The 17,741-nt window shown below is 70.6% G+C and carries 16 protein-coding genes; 13 read left to right on the forward strand and 3 right to left on the reverse strand.

Annotated features, from left to right (window positions below; genetic code table 11):
- The first annotated feature begins 115 nt into the window (after window positions 1–115).
- The 8 genes from CHC09_RS04095 (at window position 116) to CHC09_RS04130 (ending at window position 10,236) form a co-directional block, all read left to right on the forward strand.
- Entirely contained in the window at window positions 116–1,903 is a 1,788-nt protein-coding gene (locus tag CHC09_RS04095; protein WP_373871878.1) for an alpha/beta hydrolase family protein, read from the forward strand.
- Between the two features lie 32 nt (window positions 1,904–1,935).
- Entirely contained in the window at window positions 1,936–2,526 is a 591-nt protein-coding gene (locus CHC09_RS04100; protein WP_239137998.1) for a Uma2 family endonuclease, read from the forward strand.
- A gap of 42 nt (window positions 2,527–2,568) precedes the next feature.
- Entirely contained in the window at window positions 2,569–3,996 is a 1,428-nt protein-coding gene (locus CHC09_RS04105; protein ID WP_089291554.1) for a TldD/PmbA family protein, read from the forward strand.
- Window positions 3,997–4,146: 150 nt separating this feature from the next.
- The gene (locus CHC09_RS04110) at window positions 4,147–5,619 is read left to right on the forward strand and encodes a TldD/PmbA family protein (RefSeq protein WP_089291555.1); all 1,473 of its coding nucleotides are present in this window, start codon (window positions 4,147–4,149) and stop codon (window positions 5,617–5,619) included.
- Between the two features lie 205 nt (window positions 5,620–5,824).
- On the forward strand, window positions 5,825–6,613 hold the full coding sequence (locus tag CHC09_RS04115; protein ID WP_089291556.1) for a hypothetical protein: 789 nt from the start codon (window positions 5,825–5,827) through the stop codon (window positions 6,611–6,613).
- Window positions 6,614–6,626: 13 nt separating this feature from the next.
- On the forward strand, window positions 6,627–8,513 hold the full coding sequence (locus CHC09_RS04120) for a fumarate reductase/succinate dehydrogenase flavoprotein subunit (protein ID WP_089291557.1): 1,887 nt from the start codon (window positions 6,627–6,629) through the stop codon (window positions 8,511–8,513).
- Window positions 8,510–9,529 carry a succinate dehydrogenase/fumarate reductase iron-sulfur subunit gene (locus tag CHC09_RS04125; RefSeq protein WP_089291558.1) on the forward strand — a complete coding sequence of 340 codons (1,020 nt, stop codon included), beginning with the start codon at window positions 8,510–8,512 and terminating at the stop codon, window positions 9,527–9,529. Before CHC09_RS04120 ends, CHC09_RS04125 begins: the two co-directional genes overlap by 4 nt.
- A gap of 92 nt (window positions 9,530–9,621) precedes the next feature.
- Window positions 9,622–10,236 carry a GNAT family N-acetyltransferase gene (locus tag CHC09_RS04130; RefSeq protein ID WP_089291559.1) on the forward strand — a complete coding sequence of 205 codons (615 nt, stop codon included), beginning with the start codon at window positions 9,622–9,624 and terminating at the stop codon, window positions 10,234–10,236.
- Between the two features lie 35 nt (window positions 10,237–10,271).
- Here the strand turns inward: CHC09_RS04130 and CHC09_RS04135 are convergent, their stop codons facing one another.
- Window positions 10,272–10,796 (reverse strand): GNAT family N-acetyltransferase, encoded by a 525-nt coding sequence (locus CHC09_RS04135; RefSeq protein ID WP_203833015.1) that lies wholly within the window; start codon window positions 10,794–10,796, stop codon window positions 10,272–10,274.
- Between the two features lie 41 nt (window positions 10,797–10,837).
- Between CHC09_RS04135 and CHC09_RS04140 the strand changes: the two genes are divergently transcribed.
- Window positions 10,838–11,407 (forward strand): helix-turn-helix domain-containing protein, encoded by a 570-nt coding sequence (locus tag CHC09_RS04140; RefSeq protein ID WP_089291561.1) that lies wholly within the window; start codon window positions 10,838–10,840, stop codon window positions 11,405–11,407.
- A 36-nt stretch (window positions 11,408–11,443) separates the two neighbouring features.
- Here CHC09_RS04140 and CHC09_RS04145 read toward each other — a convergent pair whose 3' ends face one another.
- Window positions 11,444–12,265, reverse strand: coding sequence for a TetR/AcrR family transcriptional regulator (locus CHC09_RS04145; protein WP_089291562.1), 822 nt, complete (start codon window positions 12,263–12,265; stop codon window positions 11,444–11,446).
- Window positions 12,266–12,351: 86 nt separating this feature from the next.
- Between CHC09_RS04145 and CHC09_RS04150 the strand changes: the two genes are divergently transcribed.
- Both CHC09_RS04150 and CHC09_RS04155 read left to right on the forward strand, forming a co-directional pair.
- Window positions 12,352–13,863: an MFS transporter gene (locus CHC09_RS04150; RefSeq protein WP_089291563.1), complete on the forward strand. Its 1,512-nt coding sequence runs from the start codon at window positions 12,352–12,354 to the stop codon at window positions 13,861–13,863.
- The gene (locus CHC09_RS04155) at window positions 13,860–14,492 is read left to right on the forward strand and encodes an alpha-ketoglutarate-dependent dioxygenase AlkB (RefSeq protein WP_089291564.1); all 633 of its coding nucleotides are present in this window, start codon (window positions 13,860–13,862) and stop codon (window positions 14,490–14,492) included. The genes CHC09_RS04150 and CHC09_RS04155 overlap by 4 nt, the downstream gene beginning before the upstream one ends.
- Window positions 14,493–14,681: 189 nt before the next feature.
- Here the strand turns inward: CHC09_RS04155 and CHC09_RS04160 are convergent, their stop codons facing one another.
- Entirely contained in the window at window positions 14,682–15,836 is a 1,155-nt protein-coding gene (locus tag CHC09_RS04160) for a DUF4328 domain-containing protein (RefSeq protein WP_089291565.1), read from the reverse strand.
- A gap of 223 nt (window positions 15,837–16,059) precedes the next feature.
- Between CHC09_RS04160 and CHC09_RS47065 the strand changes: the two genes are divergently transcribed.
- Both CHC09_RS47065 and CHC09_RS04175 read left to right on the forward strand, forming a co-directional pair.
- Window positions 16,060–16,983 (forward strand): ABC transporter ATP-binding protein, encoded by a 924-nt coding sequence (locus tag CHC09_RS47065; protein ID WP_203833014.1) that lies wholly within the window; start codon window positions 16,060–16,062, stop codon window positions 16,981–16,983.
- A complete protein-coding gene (locus CHC09_RS04175; RefSeq protein WP_089291566.1) occupies window positions 16,980–17,732 on the forward strand; it encodes an ABC transporter ATP-binding protein in 753 nt (250 codons plus the stop codon). The genes CHC09_RS47065 and CHC09_RS04175 overlap by 4 nt, the downstream gene beginning before the upstream one ends.
- Window positions 17,733–17,741: the final 9 nt, after the last annotated feature.

The following is a 17,741-nucleotide window of genomic DNA, read 5'->3' on the forward strand; positions in this document are numbered from 1 at the left end:
GACCAGCCGACGGTTTACCCGGCGGGAGCCGACCTCCATCAGCGATGCTGAGATCGTGGACTACCCCGGACTCGCCGCGCGCACCGGCGACTTCAGCCACGGCGCCCCCCACGCCGTGAAGGTCGGTGCCGACGGGGCACGAGTCGCCTTCCTGCGTTCCTCCGGCGCCTTCGATCCGGAGGCCGCGCTCTGGCTGCACGAGGTGGCCTCCGGCGAGGAGCATCTGATCGCGCCGGGGCCGATCGACTCGTACGCGATCGACCACGAGGCCCGGGTGGCGGCCTTCACCCGCGGCGGGCGGCTGTTCCGCGCCGACCTGGTCACCGGCGAGGTCACCGCGATCCCGACCGGCGACCCGGTGCACGACCCGCGTCCCGACCCGCACGGCCTCCAGATCGGCTACGTGATCGACCCGGACCGGTCGGCGTCGCTGCGGGTCACCGGGCCGGACGGCGACCGGCTGCTGGCCGGCGAGCCGGGCAACGCCTGGCGGGAGCACGGCGGCAGCATCGCCTGGGGCGTGGCCGGCGCCGGCGCGGCCGAGTTCGGCCGGACCCGGGGCTGGTGGTGGGCGCCGGACGGCAACCAGGTGCTGGCCGTCCGCACCGCCGCGTCGAACAGCCTGCACCTGCTCGACCTGGACGACGGCTGGGTGGACGTGCACTGGGACCGGGAGACGTACCCGCACCTGGCCCAGGTGCGCTGGTCCGGCGGCGCCCCGCTGATCACCGTGCTGCGCCGGATGCAGCAGCACGGCCTGGTGCTCTCGGTCGACCCGCGGACCGGGGAGACGCAGGTGCACGCGGAGCTGGCCGACGCTCGCTGGGTGGAGCCGATCCCGGGCACCCCGCGGCACCTGCCCGACGGCAGGGTGCTGGTCGGCGGGGAGCTGGCGCACGACGGCTTCGACGCGCGGTGCCTGTTCGCCGACGGCAGCCTGCTCACCCCACCCGGCCTCTACGTGCGGCGGGTGGCCGGCCTGCTTCCCCGCCCGGGCGGAGGAGCAGGCGCGCCGGACCTGATCGTCGAGGGCAGCCGTGACGACCCGTCGGTGTGGGAGGTGTACCGGGTGCGCACCTCGCTCGGCGGGGGCGGCCCGGAGGTGACCCGGCTGCCCGGGGCCTCCCGGGACGTCACCACCGGCGGCGACGTGCTGGTCGCCGGCGACCAGGTGTGGCGCGACGATCAGCGGATCGGCTCGCTGCGGTCGTTGGCGGCGGCGCTGCCGTACCGGCCCGAGCCGGTCCTGGAGCGCGTCACCGACCGCTGCCTGCCGGCCGCCGTGCTCTATCCGGCCGGGTTCGTCGGCGGTGGCCTGCCGGTCCTGGTCACCCTCGGCCGAGGCCCGGGAGATCAACAGGTGTGGGCGGAGGACGCCGCCTGGCAGGAGCGGCAATGGTGGGCCGACGCCGGGTTCGCCGTGGTCAGCGTCGATTCCCGGGGTACGCCCGGAGTCGCACCGAGCTTCGAGAAGGCGATCCACCGGCGGCTCGCCGATGTGGCCCTGGCCGACCTGGTGGACGCTCTGCGGGCGCTCACCGGCAAGCATCCCGAACTGGACCTGACCCGGGTCGCCGCGCGGGGTCACGGGCTCGGCGGATGGCTGGCCGCGCTGGCTGTGCTGCGCCGGCCGGAGGTGTTCCGGTGCGCGGTCGCCCGGGAGCCGGTGCTGGACTGGGGTGATCTGCCGCGACCGATCGCCGAGCGGTATCTGGGGGATCCCTCCGACTCGGCGCACATCTACCGCAATCACAGCCTGACCGAGGCGGTCGCGGAGGCGCCCCGGCACGGGCCGGTCCTGCTGGTCGGCGCGGAGCTGCCGGGCCTGCGTTCGACACCGGCGGCGTCGCTCACCGAGGAGTTAGCCTTCCTGCAGGAGGTTGTGTCGTCACCTGAAAGATAGTCATGAGACGGGTTGATATGGGACTAGTGTTCATGCGACAGTCGGATCCCGACGACCCGGGAGACGCCATGACATCCACAATCTTCAAGGAAGACCGGCCCCTGACCGAGGCGGAGTTCCTGGCCATCGGCGAAACGCCCGAGCGCATCGAGCTTTTCGACGGAGGCCTCCTCGTGACACCCGCACCCACGCCCGATCATCAATACGTCTCCGGTGAGCTGAAGGTCTTGTTCCGCACCGCGGCACGACGGGCCGGCCTCTTCGAACTGGAGGCGGTGAACGTTCGACTCCAGCCCAACCGCATTCCCATCCCCGACCTCGTCATCACGAGGGAAATCGACTTCCGCGAACCGGTGATCGACGCGTCATCGGTACTTCTGGTCTGCGAGATCATCTCGCCGTCCAACGCGGACAACGACCGGGTGATCAAGATGCAGTACTACGCCACGGCAGGAATTCCGTGGTACCTGCTGGTAGATCCCGTCAGTGGCGAGCTGCTCCTGTACAAGATCTCCGACGGCAAGTACGAGTTGCACGCCAGTGCCGAGCCCGGCGTGCCGCTGCGGCTGACCGACCCGGTGACCGTGACGATCGATCCGGCGGAGTTGCTGCCGCCCCAGTGAGGTGGCCGCGGATTGTCGCACCCGCCCCATAGGGTCGGGGACATGAACCACTTCGATGAGGCGGGCGCGGCGGTTCAGGCCGCGCTCGACGCCGGCGCCCGCTATGCGGATGCCCGCGTCATGGTCTGCCGCACCGAGTCGATGACGGCCCGCAACGGGGCCGTCGAGGATCTCGGCTCCGACGAGAGCGCCGGATTGGGCGTACGTGCCCTGGTCGGCTCGAGCTGGGGCTTCTACGCCGTTCCCGATCTCTCCGAACCCGCCGCCCGCGCCGCCGGGCGCCGCGCCGCGCAGATCGCCGCGGCCAGCGCCCTGGTCGCCGGTTCGCCGGCCGAGCTGATGCCGGCCCCACCGGTGACCGCCAGCTGGGCCAGCGATTGCAAGATCGACCCGCTCTCGGTCCCCCTGGCCGACAAGGGTGACCTGCTGGTCCGCGCCACCGCCGCGGCCAAGGAGGCGGGCGCCGACCTCGCCCAGGCGAACTATTCGATCTGGGACACGCACAAGTGGTTCGTCTCCAGCGAGGGTCACCGCATCGACCAGCACATCCGGGAGTGCGGTGGCGGGGTGACCGCGCACGCCATCGGCGACGGCGAGGTCCAGCGCCGCTCCCTGCCCGGGCAGTACGGCACCCGCGGCTGGGAGCTGGTCGAGGAGCTCGACCTGGTCGGCAACGCGCCCCGGCTCGCCGAGGAGGCCCGCGAGCTGCTCACCGCGCCGCTCTGCCCGGCCGGCGAGACCACCCTGATCCTCGGCGGCTCGCAGCTGGCGCTGCAGATCCACGAGTCGGTCGGGCACGCCATCGAGCTCGACCGGATCCTCGGCTGGGAGGCCGCGTTCGCCGGCACCAGCTGGCTGGACCTGAGCCGGCTCGGCACGCTGCGGTACGGGTCCGACCTGATGAACATCACCATCGACCCGACCTTCCCGGGCGCCCTCGGCAGCTTCGGCTTCGACGACGAGGGCACCCCGGCGGCGAAACGGCACGCGGTCCGGGACGGCATCTGGGTGGGTGTGCTGGCCGGGCGGGACTCGGCCGCGGTCGCCGGGCTGGACTACGCCGGGAGCGTGCGCGCCGACGGCTGGGCCCGGCTCCCCATGGTCCGGATGACCAACGTCGGCCTGGAACCCGGGCCGCACACCCTCGACGAGATCATCGCGGCCACCGACGACGGTGTGTTCATGGACGTCAACCGGTCCTGGTCGATCGACGACCAGCGGCTGAACTTCCAGTTCGGCTGCGAGATCGGTTATGAGATCAAGAACGGGAAGCGGGGACGGATGCTACGCAACCCGACCTACACCGGGATCGGCCCCCGGTTCTGGCAGTCGATGGACATGCTCTCGTCCGAGACGATCGCCTGGGGCACGCCGAACTGCGGTAAGGGTCAGCCCGGCCAGATCGGGCACACCGGGCACCCGGCCGCGCCGGCCCGGTTCACCGATGTGCGGGTGGGGGTGCAGGGATGAGCGAGCTTGCGAGCGAATCGATGGGCTCAGTTGTTGGCTCATGTCGACGCCGGAGCGAAGCGGAGGTGGCGGCATGAGCGAGCTTGCGAGCGAATCAATGGGCTCAGTTATTGACTCATGTCGACGCCGGAGCGAAGCGGAGGTGGCGGCATGAGCGCCGAGCTGCAACTCGCGGCGAAAGTGGTGGAGCTGATCCGGGAGCTGGCCGGCCGGTCCGCCGAGGCCGAGGTCATGGTCCGGCATCACGCGCTCGCGCTGACCCGGTTCGCCAATTCGGCGATCCACCAGAACGTGGCCGAGGCGACCACCGGCGTGCGGCTCCGGCTGCACCTGGACGGGCGGACGGCGAGCGGATCCACCACAGTGACCGGGGCGCAGGGGCTGCGCTCGCTGGTCGAGCGGACCATCGCGGCGGCCCGGGTCACCCCGCCCGACCCGGGCTGGGCCGGCCTCGCCCACCCCGCCGCGCTGCACATCTCGGCCGGCCACCCCGGCTCCGGCGAGCACTCCGGGCTGGCGTTCGGCTTCGACGAGGCGACCGCCCGGGCCACCCCGGCGGAGCGCGCCGAGCGGGTGCGCGCCTTCGTCGACGCGGCCGGCGGGCTGGAGACCGCCGGTTTCTGCCGGACGGAATATCTCTCGGCCGCCTTCGCGAACACCGCCGGTCAGGCCGTGGAGGGCCGCACGGCGGAGGCCGCGATGGACGGCATCGCCCGGAACGCCGGCTTCGCCGGGGCTCCTTCGGGACTGCCCGGCGGGGCGAGCAGGGACGGTGTGGCCCGGCTGTCCGCGTCCCGGCTCGCGGACCTGGACGGGGCGTTGCTCGGTGCCCGGGCCGCGGCCAAGGCACGGGCCACCGCGGACGCGGTCGAGCTACCCCCGGGGCAGTACGAGGTGGTGCTCGAGCCGACCGCGGTCGCCGACCTGCTGCAGAACTTCTCGGTGTTCGGGTTCAACGGGAAGTCCTGGGCGGAGAAGCAGTCCTTCGCCGAGCTGGGCAAGGCGCAGTTCGACCCGTCGGTGACCATCGTGGACGACCCGCTGGGCAGTCGCGGGGAGCCGGCGCCCGGCCTGCCCTTCGACGACGAGGGCACCCCGGCGCGGTCCCTGGTGCTGGTCCGGGACGGGGTGACCCAGGCGGTGACACACGACCGGACGTCCGCGGCCCAGGCCGGCGCCGAGTCGACCGGGCACGCCGCGCCCACCTCGCGCTCCTGGGGGCCGTTCCCGGCTCACCTGCGCCTGGAAGCCGGCGCGGCGCCGGCCGGCGGCATCCCCGACGGCCCGCCGTCGATCGCCGAGTCGGCTCGCCCGTTCGTCGCCCGGATGCGTCGCGGTCTGCTGGTCACCGACCTCTGGTACACCCGGGTGCTGGACCCGAAGACGCTGGTGGTGACCGGGCTGACCCGCAACGGTGTCTGGCTCGTCGAGGACGGGGAGGTCACCCGGCCGGTGGGCAATCTGCGCTTCACCCAGTCCTACCCGCGGGCCCTGGGCCCGGGCCGGGTGCTCGGTATCGGCGCCGAGTCGGTGCTGCTGCCGGACAACTGGGGTGGTGCCCACTACGCGGCACCCGCCCTGCACCTGGCGTCCTGGAACATCACCGGCAACGCATCTGGATAGATCACTTAGCGCATCGGTGATCATCTTTGCGGGCCGGGATGATGTTTTTGTGACCCACTTGGCATCCCCGGCCCGCAAAGTGTCCGACCTTCGGCGTAACGTGTGCCCCACATCACCGTCGCGCGAGGACGGCTGAGGCGGCTACCCGTGTGTCCGCTTCCGGCCAGCCCCGCGCACCTGACGCCGGCACCGGCAGGGGGATGGCATGACGACGACGGCAACGAGGCCGGGTGGGCGGGCGCGCGCCGCGATCTCCGCTCGGACACTCAGGACCGACCGGTGGTGGCTGGCGCCACTGATCACGTTCCTCGGGCTGAGCGCCTGGGTGGCGTATGCGACGGTCCGGGTCTTCCTGCACAAGTGGTTCTACGTCGACGAGTACCACTACCTGACCCCGTTCTACTCGCCCTGCCTCACCGACCGGTGCGGCGACGCGGCCGAGTTCGGCACTCCCCTGCCGAACTTCTGGCTGATCCCCGAGGCGGCGCTCACGCTGCCGTTCCTCCTGCTCTTCCGGTTGACCTGTTACTACTACCGGAAGGCGTACTACCGGGCGTTCTGGCTCTCGCCACCGGCCTGCGCGGTGCCGGACGGGCACCGGACGTACTCGGGCGAGACCCGCTTCCCGCTGGTCTTCCAGAACGCTCACCGGTACGCGTTCTACGCCGCGTTCCTGATCTCGATCATCAACACCTGGGACGCGGTCCGCGCCCAGACCACCGGGCTCGGCCTCGGCAACGTGGTCCTCTGGGTGAACGTGATCATGCTTTGGGCGTACACGCTCTCCTGCCACTCCTGCCGGCACATCGCCGGTGGCCGGCTCAAGCACTTCTCCAAGCACCCGGTGCGATACCGCTTCTGGACCTTCGTGTCCAAGCTGAACACCCGGCACATGCAGCTGGCCTGGATCACCCTCGGGACGCTCGCGCTGACCGATTTCTACATCATGGCGGTCTCCGCCGGCTGGTTCTCCGACCTGCGGATCATCGGTTAGGGGCGACGAACGCATGACCACCACTACCGAACGCCAGCTGTACGACGTCGTCGTGATCGGCGCCGGCGGGGCCGGACTGCGCGCCGCGATCGAGGCCCGGCTGGCCGGCAAGCGAACCGCGATCATCTCCAAGTCGCTCTTCGGCAAGGCGCACACGGTGATGGCCGAGGGTGGCGCGGCCGCCGCGATGGGGAACGTGAACAGCCGGGACAACTGGATGGTGCACTTCCGGGACACCATGCGGGGCGGCAAGTTCCTGAACAACTTCCGGATGGCCGAGTTGCACGCCAAGGAGGCCCCGGAGCGGATCTGGGAGCTGGAGACGTACGGCGCGCTCTTCGACCGTACGAAGGATGGAAAGATCTCCCAGCGCAACTTCGGTGGCCACGAGTACCCGCGGCTCGCGCACGTCGGCGACCGGACCGGTCTGGAGCTGATCCGCACCCTGCAACAGAAGATCGTCTCGTTGCAGCAGGAGGACTTCGCCGAGACCGGTAGCTACGACTCGCGGATCCGGGTCTTCCAGGAGACCACCATCACCGAGCTGCTGCTCGACGGCGACCGGATCGCCGGCGCGTTCGGTTACTACCGCGACTCCGGTGACTTCGTGGTCTTCGAGGCGCCCGCGGTGGTGCTCGCCACCGGTGGTGTCGGCCGCAGCTACAAGGTCACCTCGAACTCCTGGGAGTACACCGGCGACGGGCACGCCCTCGCCCTGCGCTCCGGCGCGACGCTGATCAACATGGAGTTCCTGCAGTTCCACCCGACCGGCATGGTCTGGCCGCCGAGCGTGAAGGGCATCCTGGTCACCGAGTCGGTCCGGGGTGACGGCGGGGTGCTGCGCAACTCCGAGGGCAAGCGGTTCATGTTCGACTACGTCCCCGACGTCTTCCGCAAGCAGTACGCGGAGACCGAGGAGGAGGCCGACCGCTGGTACACCGACCCGGACAACAACCGCCGCCCGCCCGAACTGCTGCCCCGCGACGAGGTGGCCCGGGCGATCAACAGTGAGGTCAAGGCAGGACGCGGCAGTCCGGCCGGCGGCGTCTTCCTGGACGTCTCCACCCGGCTGCCGGCCGAGCAGATCATCAAGCGTCTCCCGTCGATGCACCACCAGTTCAAGGAACTGGCCGACGTCGACATCACCAAGGAGCCGATGGAGGTCGGCCCGACCTGCCACTACGTGATGGGCGGGGTGGAGGTCGACCCGGACTCCGGCGCCGCGTTCGGATCGGTGCAGGGGCTGTTCGCGGCCGGCGAGGTCTCCGGCGGCATGCACGGGTCGAACCGGCTCGGCGGCAACTCCCTCTCCGACCTGCTGGTCTTCGGCAAGCGCGCCGGCGAGCACGCCGCGGCCTACGTGGAGACGCTGGCCAAACGCCCCACGCCGTCGCGGGTGGATCTGGCCGCGGCGACCGAGGTCGCGCTCGCGCCCCTGGTCCGCGGCGAGGGCGAGAATCCGTACCGGCTGCAGCAGGATCTGCAGGCGGTGATGGGCGATCTGGTCGGCATCATCCGCCGGGAGGGCGAGCTGAGCGACGCGCTCAAGCGCCTGCACGAGCTGCGGGTGCGGGTGGCGAACGTCGCGGTCGGCGGCGACCGCCGCTACAACCCCGGCTGGCACCTGGCCCTCGACCTGCGCAACATGCTGATCGTCTCGGAGTGCACGGCGAAGGCCGCGCTGGAGCGCGAGGAGTCGCGCGGCGGCCACACCCGGGAGGACTTCCCGAAGATGAGCGCGGAGTGGCGGCGGATCAACCTGGTCTGCTCGCTCGACGAGGCCGGCGAGGTGCACCTGGAACGCAAGCCGGTGCCGACCCTGCGGCCCGAGCTGCTCGACCTCTTCGAGCGCAGTGAACTGGCCAAGTACATGACCGACGAGGAGCTGGGGGCAGAGTGAAACGCCACTTCCGTGTCTGGCGGGGCGACTCGTCCGGCGGCGATCTGGAGGACTTCGACGTCGAGGTCAACGACGGCGAGGTCGTACTCGACATCATCCACCGCCTGCAGGCCACCGAGGCGCCTGACCTGGCCTGCCGGTGGAACTGCAAGGCCGGCAAGTGCGGCTCCTGCTCGATGGAGATCAACGGCATGCCGCGACTCGGCTGCATGACGCGGATGTCCACGTTCACCGCGGCCGAGACGATCACGATCACCCCGCTGCGGACCTTCCCGGTGATCCGTGACCTGGTCACTGACGTCTCCTTCAACTACGAGAAGGCGCGCGAGACCCCGGCCTTCGCCCCGCCGGCCGGCGTCGCCCCCGGTCAGTACCGGATGCAGCAGATCGACGTGGAACGCAGCCAGGAGTTCCGCAAGTGCATCGAGTGCTACCTCTGCCAGAACACCTGTCACGTGGTCCGCGACCACGAGGAGAACAAGGAAGCCTTCTCCGGCCCGCGCTTCTTCATCCGCGCCGCCGAGCTCGACATGCACCCGCTCGACGACCGCACCGACCGTAAGCAGCACGCCCAGCAGAGTCAGGGGCTCGGCTTCTGCAACATCACCAAGTGCTGCACCGAGGTCTGCCCGGAACACATCAAAATCACCGACAACGCCATCATCCCGATGAAGGAGCGCGTCGTGGATCGCCGTTACGACCCTCTGGTCCGGCTCGGTCGCAAGATCTTCCGCCGGGATCAGCTGGAGTCCGAGGGTGCCCTCCCCAGTCAGCGCACGGCCCGCGTCACCGCGGAGACCCCGTCGGGACGGCGCCTTCCCGAAGCGCCGGCGGTCGGGCCGGATGGACGTCTCGACATCTCCGAACTCGCGGCGCCGTCGCAGGGCGGGCTGTCGCCGTTCGGGGAGGACCTGACGTTTCCGCTGCCACCGGAGCAGGTCACCTATCACCACCCGGAGCCGGATCCGACCCTGCCGCAGTCCGAGCCGCCGGCGACAGGCGGTAGCAATTCCTAGGAACGCGGGTACGCCTGAGTCTCCGGTGACGCCCCCGAATCGCTGCCGTGAACCACGGGAAGGCCGGTGACCGAGCGGCATAGGGTCGTCGCATGCCTTCGCTTGTCGCATCCGCTCTGACCACCGGGTCGTTGGCCGCGTTCGAGCAGCCGGAGATCCGTGGCGACGGCCTGCTGCTGCGCCCGTGGCGGGAGGCGGATCGGGCAGCGGTGATCGCGGGATACGCCGATCCCTCGATCCAGCGATGGCACTGCCGGACCATGGACGAGGCGGAGGCCGCGGCCTGGATCGCCGGCTGGCCCCAGCGCTGGCGGGCGGAGACCGGCGCGGGCTGGGCCATCGTGGATCTCACCGCCGCGGACGGGCCGGACGATGGTCAGGTCGCCGGGCAGATCAGCTTTCGGCGGATCGACCTGGTCGACGCGGCGGCCGAGCTCTCCTACTGGGTGTTGCCCGCATTCCGTGGGCGACGGATCGCACCGCGGGCCCTCGCCGCGCTGACCGACTGGGCCTTCAGCCGAGCGGGGCTGCACCGGCTGGAGCTGAATCACTCCACCGTGAACGTGGCCTCCTGCCGCGTCGCCGAGCAGGCCGGATATCCGGCCGAGGGGGTCAAGCGCGCCGAGGCACGGCACACCGACGGCTGGCACGACATGCATCAGCACGCCCGCCTCGCCACCGACCGACCCGGTAGCACCTCGTCCTGAACAGCGGTTTCCCGGCCGGGCGCAGGAGGCCGGGATCAGCGAGGGTCGCTGGGAGCCGCGGAGGACGAGGTCAGGAAGAGCTGGGTGATGGCCACGTCGTGCCAGGTGTCCTGCTTCCAGCCGATTCGGGAGTGGGTCCCCACCGGTTCGAAACCGAAGGCGGCGTGCAGGCCCAGACTGGCTTCGTTCGGGAGGGTGGTCTTCGCCACCGCCACCCGGAAGCCGAGCGAGGTCAGGCGCGGGAGCAGGACGTCGTAGAGGGCGCGGCCGGCTCCGGTGCGCTTGCGGCCGGATTCCAGGTAGATGCTGACTTCGCAGGACCAGCGGTAGGCGGCCCGGGCCGCGAACGGACGGGCATAGGCATAGCCGACGACCCGGCCGGCCTCCTCCGCGACCAGCCAGGCGTGGGTTGCGGAGGACCCGGCGATGCGGTCGGCCATCTCGGCCGGGGTCGGCGGCTCGGTCTCGAAAGTGATCGCGGTGTCCAGCACATACGGCTGGTAGATGGCGGCGCAGGCTTCCGCGTCGGTGGCGGTGGCGTCCCGGATCAGGAGGGTCATGTACATCATAGTAGCCACTGATGATGACTATAGTGACAGTCATGTCGGATGATCTGACCTCGGAGCTGGCCGCGACACTGCGGGACGTGCGAGGCGAACAGGGCCTCACGGTCAACGCGCTGGCCGAGCGGTCCGGTGTGTCCCGGGCGATGATCACCAAGATCGAACGCGGCGAGGCTCAGCCGACCGCGGCGCTGCTGGGACGCCTCGCGGCGGTGCTCGGGTTGACGCTGTCGGAGCTGTTCGCCCGTACCGAGAAGGAGACCCCACGGCTGGCCCGGCGCGCGGACCAGGCGGTGTGGGTCGATCCGGAGACCGGGTATCGGCGACGGTCCGTCTCTCCCGCCGACGGGCCGGCACAGCTCGTCGAGGTGGAGCTGCCGCCGGGCGCCTCGGTGGCCTACCCGGCCGACTCCTTTGCGCTGGCCAGGCATCAGATCTATGTGCTGGGCGGGCGGCTCCGGTTCCGGGAGGGGGAGGTCGTGCACGACCTGGCGACCGGGGACTGCCTGGAGCTGGGAGCACCGACGCCCTGCGAGTACCACAACCCGGGCACGGAGACGTGCCGTTACCTGGTGGTGCTCAGTGCGCGCCGGGGGCTGCCGGGCTGAGTTCTTGCGGGAACGGGAGGCTGATGGCGTACGCGCTCAGCCCGCTTTTCGGATTTCGGGTTTTCGGGTTCCGGCCTTCTGGGCTTCGGGTTTTCCGGTTGCGGCCTTCTGGGCTTCGGGATTTCGGGCTTCGGGATTTCGGTCGAGCCACAGGGCAAGGCCGTCCAGCAGGCGCTCCAGGCCGAAGGCGAAGGTGTTGTCCATCATCCGGTCGGGGTCGGGACCGGCGACGCCACCGTTGGCCCGGCGCCAGGCGTCGTAGTGCGGATAGTCGTCGGCCATCCGCTCGACCAGCGGCTTGATCTGCTCGGCCAGCTCGCCCGGGCGTAGGCCGCTGCGGGTCACGACGCCGGCCACGGCCGACTCGGTGGTCGCGGAGCCGATCGCGTGGGAGTGCAGGAGCGAGCCCGCGTACGAGATCTCGAGCCCGGTGAAGCCCGCGGCGGCGAGCAGTGCGACCGTCCGATCGCCCATCCGCATCGCGTTCGGCCCCAGGGTCGGGCGGCCGCCGAGCTGGCCGAGCACCCAGGGATGCCGCAGGAGCGCCGCACGCATGCCATTGGCCAGGATCGACGCGCCGACGCGCCAGTCGGTGTCGCCGGGCTCCGGCACGTAGACCTCGCCGAGCACCTCGTCGACGGCGAGCTCGAGCAGCTCCTCCTTGTTCGCCACATACCAGTACACCGAGGTGGTGCCGGAGCCCAGTTTGGTGCCGAGGCGGCGCATGCTCAGGCCGGCCGGGCCCTCCGCGTCGAGCAGCTCGAGGGCGGCACGAACGATCTGCTCACGGCTCAAGGTGGGCTGGGCACCGCGGGTGGCGCGGGGCGGATGGGCCCACACCGAGTTCAAGTCGGCCATGGTCAGATCCTAACGACTCTCGTACACCGTTCGAGTCGATGGTACGTTGTACGAGTCCTGGAACACCGTACGAGAGAAGTCCGTCCATGACTGAGTCGCCCGTACCGGAGCGCGATCCCCGCCGCTGGTTGATCCTCGGCGTGCTGTGCCTGGCGATGCTCGTGGTCGTCATCGACAACATGGTGCTCAACATCGCGATCCCGGCCCTGATCCGTGACCTGGGCGCGAGCACCGCCGAAATCCAGTGGATCATCGATGCGTACATTCTGGTCTTCGCCGGTCTGCTGCTCACCGCCGGCAGCCTCTCCGACCGGCACGGGCGCCGCCGCGGTCTGGTGATCGGCCTGATCGTCTTCGGTGGCGCGTCCCTGCTGGCCACCATGTGCCAGACGTCCGGTCAGCTGATCGCGACGCGCGCCCTGATGGGGGTCGGCGCGGCGTTCCTGATGCCCGGCACGCTCTCCATCCTCACCACGGTCTTCGACGACGAGGAGCGGAAGAAGGCGATCGCGATCTGGGGCTCGGTGCTGATGCTCGGCGCGCTCGGCGGCCCCAGCCTGGGCGGGCTGCTTCTGGAGCACTTCTGGTGGGGCTCCGTCTTCCTGATGAACATCCCGATCGCCGCACTCGGGGTGATCGCCGCGCTGGCGATCATCCCGGAGTCGCGCGGCCCGGCCGGCCGGCCCGACGTGGTCGGCGCGCTCGCCTCGACCATCGGCATGACCGCCCTGGTCTGGGGCGTGATCTCGGCGCCGAAGGAGGGCTGGGCCTCCGCGCGGACGCTGGGCGGGTTCGCGGTCGCCGCGGTCGCGCTGATCGTCTTCGCCCTCTGGGAGCGGCACACCGACGAACCGATGCTGCCGCTCTCGCTGTTCCGCAACCGCAACTTCGCCGGGGCCAGCCTCTCCATCGTGCTGCTCTCGTTCTCCGCCGGCGGGGTGATGCTCGCCCTCACGCAGTACGTGCAGTTCGTCCTGGGATATGAGCCGTTCAAGGCCGGGTTCGCGTTCGTCCCGATGATCGTCAGTGGGCTGATGTTCAACGGGATCGGCGTGGTGATCGACAAGCGGCTCGGCACCCGGATCGCCCTCGCGCTCGGCCTGCTGCTGATGGGGGGCGGGTTCGGGGTGCTGGCCTCGCTCGAGCCGACCGACGGTTACCTGAAGCTGGCAATCGCTCTGGTGGTGATCGGGGCGGGTAGCGGCACGGCGACGCCGGCCGCGGTCGGCACGCTGCTCGGGGCTCTGCCGAAGGAGCGGGCGGGGGTCGGGTCGGCGGTCAACGACACCGTTCAGCAGGTCGGGGCGGCGCTGTCCGTCGCGGTGCTGGGCAGTGTCCTGACCACGGCCTATCGGGCGGCGATGCCGTCGGACGCGCCGGCCGCGGCACGGGACTCGATCGGGGACGCGCTGCGGATCGGAGACCCGTCGCTGGCGCAGGTCGCGAAAGACGCCTTCGTCGATGCCATCGCCACGACGTCCTGGCTGGGCGTGGTGGGTGGGCTCGCGGCGGCGGTCGTGGCCGCGCTGGTGCTGCGCCCGGGGCTATCCACAGGAGTGGCCGAGGAGCCGAACATCAGTACTAATATTGCGGCATGAGCGGTGCATACCAGCCTTCGATGCTCGACCTGATGGGTCCGGCGGAGCCGACGCTGGAGCCGTTGACCGGGGCGACCCGGCATCGGCTCACCGCCGGAGCCTGGGTCGACGTGCTGCCAGGCTGGATGCACGGGTCCGACGCGGTGTTCGAGACGCTGCTCGGGATCGACTGGCGGGCCGAGCAGCGGAGGATGTACGACGACGTGGTCGACGTGCCGCGGCTGCTGCGATGGTTCCGGGAGGACGAGCCGCTGCCGCATCCGGCGCTGGTCGCCGCGCGTGCGGCGCTGAACTCCCACTATGCGGAGGAGCTCGGTGAGGAGTTCGCGACGGCGGGGATGTGTCTCTACCGGGACGGGCGGGACAGCGTCGCCTGGCACGGGGACACGCTCGGCCGGTCGGCGACCGAGGACACGATGGTGGCGATCGTGTCGGTGGGATCGCCACGGAATCTGTTGCTGCGGCCGCGGGCCGGAGAGCGCGAGACGTTGCGGTTCCCGCTGGGACACGGGGATCTGATCGTGATGGGCGGGTCCTGCCAGCGAACCTGGGAGCACGCCGTGCCCAAGACGGCTCGGGCAGTGGGGCCACGCGTGAGTGTGCAGTTCCGGCCCCGGGGCGTGGCGTGAAGCGGCCGAGGTTCTGATGACAGCATGGGAGGCCGACCCGTTCAGGCAGCCACGCGGCGCCAGGCAGCCACGGTTCTGATGACAGCCGGGGAGGCCAGCCCGTTCAGGCAGCCACGCGGTGCCAGGCAGCCATGGTTCTGATGACGGCCTGGGAGGCCGGCCGGTTCGGGCAGCCACCCAGGCGGGTGATCAGTTGGGCTGGGACTGGAGGAACCGCTGTTCCTGGCCGTCGGTGATCCGGCGGATCAGGAAGATCGCAGCTACCCCGGAGACCAGGAGAGCAACGCCCGAGGAGGCGGACAGCAACGTGCCCGGGACCTGGCCGACGCGCTCCAAGATGGGGGTGAGAATCCAGGCGACAGCCCACGTCGCGAAGAGGCCGCTGCCGTGGTCATGGGTCTCGCGGTCGACCTCGCGGAACACCAGGAGCGGGATGACCAGGTTCGCGAACGGGATGAACCAGCCGCCGATGGTCCAGCCGGGGCGCCATTTCATCCCGTGGCCGGTATTCCAGAGGTTCGTCGAGGCCCGGTGGAGCCAGACCATGAAGGTCACGATCGTGAAGATGAAGGCGATCAGGTAACCAACGCCCGCGGCAGCCCCAAGGCCGTCGACGCCCGCGCTCGTGAGTCCATCGCCGACAACAAAGTCCATGATCTCGAGGAGGAACCCGAAGACCAGGGCCAGGGCCAGACCGGCGATGGCCAGGCCGGCCGGGACGCGCAACGACCTGATCGGGCCGGCCGGGTAGGCCTGGGGGTAGTAGTAGGGCGCCTGGGTGCCGTTGTAGTTCGGCGCGGCGCCCGGATAGCCCGGCGCCGCCCCCGGATAGCCCGGAGCCACGCCCGGCGCCGCGCCCGGATAGCCCTGAGCCGCGCCCGATGCCGCGCCCGGATAGCCCTGAACCGCGCCCGGCGCCGCGCCCGGATAGCCCTGGGCCGGGTAGGTCGGATAGGCCGGAGCCGGGGCTGGGTAGGCCTGCGGCGGGTAGACCTGCGGTCCGGGAGGCGTGGTCCCGTAGGGCGACGGCTGCGCAGGGGGCGGCGTGTACGCGCTCGGCAACGGGGCTGCCGACGGCAGCAGCGGAGGCAGCGATGCCGACGGGGGCAGCGGCGTCGACGACGGAGGCTGCGCATCGGCCACTGGCGCGGAGGGCCGGACCGGCGGCGGCGTGGCGGTAGCCAGCGGGTCGGAGGCCGGCGACGCGGGGGCCGTGAAGAACGGATCCGGAGCGGACAGCGGGTCGCTCGACGACCACGGGTCGGCGGGCGGCGTCAGGCCCTCGTCCCGAGACGCGTCCGGCTGGGCGTCGTCCGGAGTGGGGTGGGGCGACTGGGCGCTCATCGGGCTCCTCGGGCACTCGCATTCGATGGCTCAGCGCAGGGTAGACCCACTGGACAACCCCTGCAGCAGCGGGCCTTTTCGCTGATCACGAGCATCGGGCGATGCGTTAGGTAACGGGGATGTTGCAAGTAGTTGACGAGCCCGATCAGAAAGTTACACTCCTAGTGTAAATAGTTGACCATCACGCTCCACTGTGGACCCTTGCTGTCCGAACGAGGTGGCCATGTCGACGAAAATCCCTGATCACGAGCTTGCACTCGACCACATAACGGTTCGCTTCGGTGGGCTGACCGCTCTCGATGACGTCTCGCTGCGGGTTCCCGCCGGGCGGATCGTCGGGGTGATCGGGCCGAACGGCGCCGGCAAGACCACGCTCTTCAACGTCATCTGCGGCTTCGTCACGCCGACCGCCGGGGAGATCACCCTCGACGGCAGGGCCTGGCGGCCGCGGCCACACCACCTCAACCGACTCGGGATCGCCCGCACGCTGCAGGGAGTGGGTCAGTTCAGCGGCCTCACCGTCCTGGAGAACGTGCAGGTCGGCATCCGGAACCGCCACTCCAGGCAGCCCTCGGAACGAGGATGGCGAGAGAGCCGGCACTCCGGACAGCCCTCGGAACGCGGCGAGCAAGGAGACTGGCACTCCGGAGAGCCCTCGGAACGCGGCGGCCAAGAAGGCCGGCACTCCGGACAGCCCTCGGAACAAGGCGAGCACGAAGGCCGGCACTCCGGACAGCCCTCGAGACGCGGGTGGCGAGGGGGCCGCGAGAAACGGTCCGAACAGGACGCTCTCGATGCCCTGGAGCGATGCGGCGCCGCGGAATATGCGTACGAGCACCCCGGCGCGCTGCCCTACGCGATCCGTAAGCGGATCGAGCTGGCGCGCGCCCTCGCCTCCCGGCCACGGATCCTGATGCTCGACGAACCGGCCGGTGGGCTGGACGCCGACGAGATCCAGTGGCTGGCCGGGCTGATCCGCGACACGGACACCACGGTGCTGCTGGTCGAGCACCACATGGACCTGGTCATGGCGGTCTGCGACGAGATCCTGGTCCTCGACTTCGGCAAACCGATCGCGCTCGGCCCACCGGTCGAGATCAGCGCGAACGAGAAGGTCACCGAGGCGTACCTGGGAGCCGTGGCGTGAAAGCGGCCGGGCTGGACGAGCCCTACCAGAAGCGGACCCCGCTGCTCGAGGTCGAGGACCTCACCGCCGGGTACGGCGCGGCACCCGTCCTGCACGACGTCCGCCTGACCGTGCGACCCGGCGAGATCGTCGCCGTCCTGGGTGCGAACGGTGCTGGCAAGACGACGTTGCTGCGTACCCTCTCCGGCCTGGTCAGAGCGGATCACGGGCGGATCGCCTTCGACGGTGAGGAGCTGCGCGGAGTCCGGGTCGAGCAGATGGTGCGCCGCGGGATCGCCCACGTCCCCGAGGGCCGTGGGGTGGTCACCGAGCTGACCGTCGACGAGAACCTGCGGCTCGGCGGTCTCTGGCGACGTGATCGCGCGGACGCGGCACGCGCCCTGAGCGAGGTCTACGACCTCTTCCCGGCGCTGGCACAACGACGTGCCAGCGCCGGCCATCAACTCTCCGGCGGCGAGCGGCAGATGCTCGCGCTGGGCCGGGCGCTGATCGGCCGGCCGCGGCTGCTGCTGCTCGACGAGCCGTCGCTGGGGCTGGCCCCCATGGTGACCGCGCAGATCTTGGCGCTCCTGCGTGACCTGCGGGAACGTACCGGCCTCGCGGTCCTGCTGGTCGAGCAGAACGTGCGCAGCGCGCTGTCGGTCGCGGACGAGGGCGTCGTGCTGTCGCTGGGCCGGGTGGTCACCCGCAACAGCGCCGCCGACCTGCGCGACGACGCCGCGCTCCGGCACGCCTACCTGGGTTTCTGAGGGGGACCG

This window comes from Actinoplanes regularis (assembly GCF_900188005.1).
GTDB lineage: Bacteria > Actinomycetota > Actinomycetes > Mycobacteriales > Micromonosporaceae > Actinoplanes > Actinoplanes regularis.

Coding starts and splice junctions, on each gene's coding strand:
- CHC09_RS04140 (WP_089291561.1), top strand. CDS start 10,838: ATGTCGGATGATCTGACCTCGGAGCTGGCCGCGACACTGCGGGACGTG.
- CHC09_RS04110 (WP_089291555.1), top strand. CDS start 4,147: ATGAGCGCCGAGCTGCAACTCGCGGCGAAAGTGGTGGAGCTGATCCGG.
- CHC09_RS04130 (WP_089291559.1), top strand. CDS start 9,622: ATGCCTTCGCTTGTCGCATCCGCTCTGACCACCGGGTCGTTGGCCGCG.
- CHC09_RS04160 (WP_089291565.1), bottom strand. CDS start 15,836: ATGAGCGCCCAGTCGCCCCACCCCACTCCGGACGACGCCCAGCCGGAC.
- CHC09_RS04150 (WP_089291563.1), top strand. CDS start 12,352: ATGACTGAGTCGCCCGTACCGGAGCGCGATCCCCGCCGCTGGTTGATC.
- CHC09_RS04135 (WP_203833015.1), bottom strand. CDS start 10,796: ATGACCCTCCTGATCCGGGACGCCACCGCCACCGACGCGGAAGCCTGC.
- CHC09_RS47065 (WP_203833014.1), top strand. CDS start 16,060: ATGTCGACGAAAATCCCTGATCACGAGCTTGCACTCGACCACATAACG.
- CHC09_RS04105 (WP_089291554.1), top strand. CDS start 2,569: ATGAACCACTTCGATGAGGCGGGCGCGGCGGTTCAGGCCGCGCTCGAC.
- CHC09_RS04145 (WP_089291562.1), bottom strand. CDS start 12,265: ATGGCCGACTTGAACTCGGTGTGGGCCCATCCGCCCCGCGCCACCCGC.
- CHC09_RS04100 (WP_239137998.1), top strand. CDS start 1,936: ATGCGACAGTCGGATCCCGACGACCCGGGAGACGCCATGACATCCACA.
- CHC09_RS04115 (WP_089291556.1), top strand. CDS start 5,825: ATGACGACGACGGCAACGAGGCCGGGTGGGCGGGCGCGCGCCGCGATC.
- CHC09_RS04155 (WP_089291564.1), top strand. CDS start 13,860: ATGAGCGGTGCATACCAGCCTTCGATGCTCGACCTGATGGGTCCGGCG.
- CHC09_RS04120 (WP_089291557.1), top strand. CDS start 6,627: ATGACCACCACTACCGAACGCCAGCTGTACGACGTCGTCGTGATCGGC.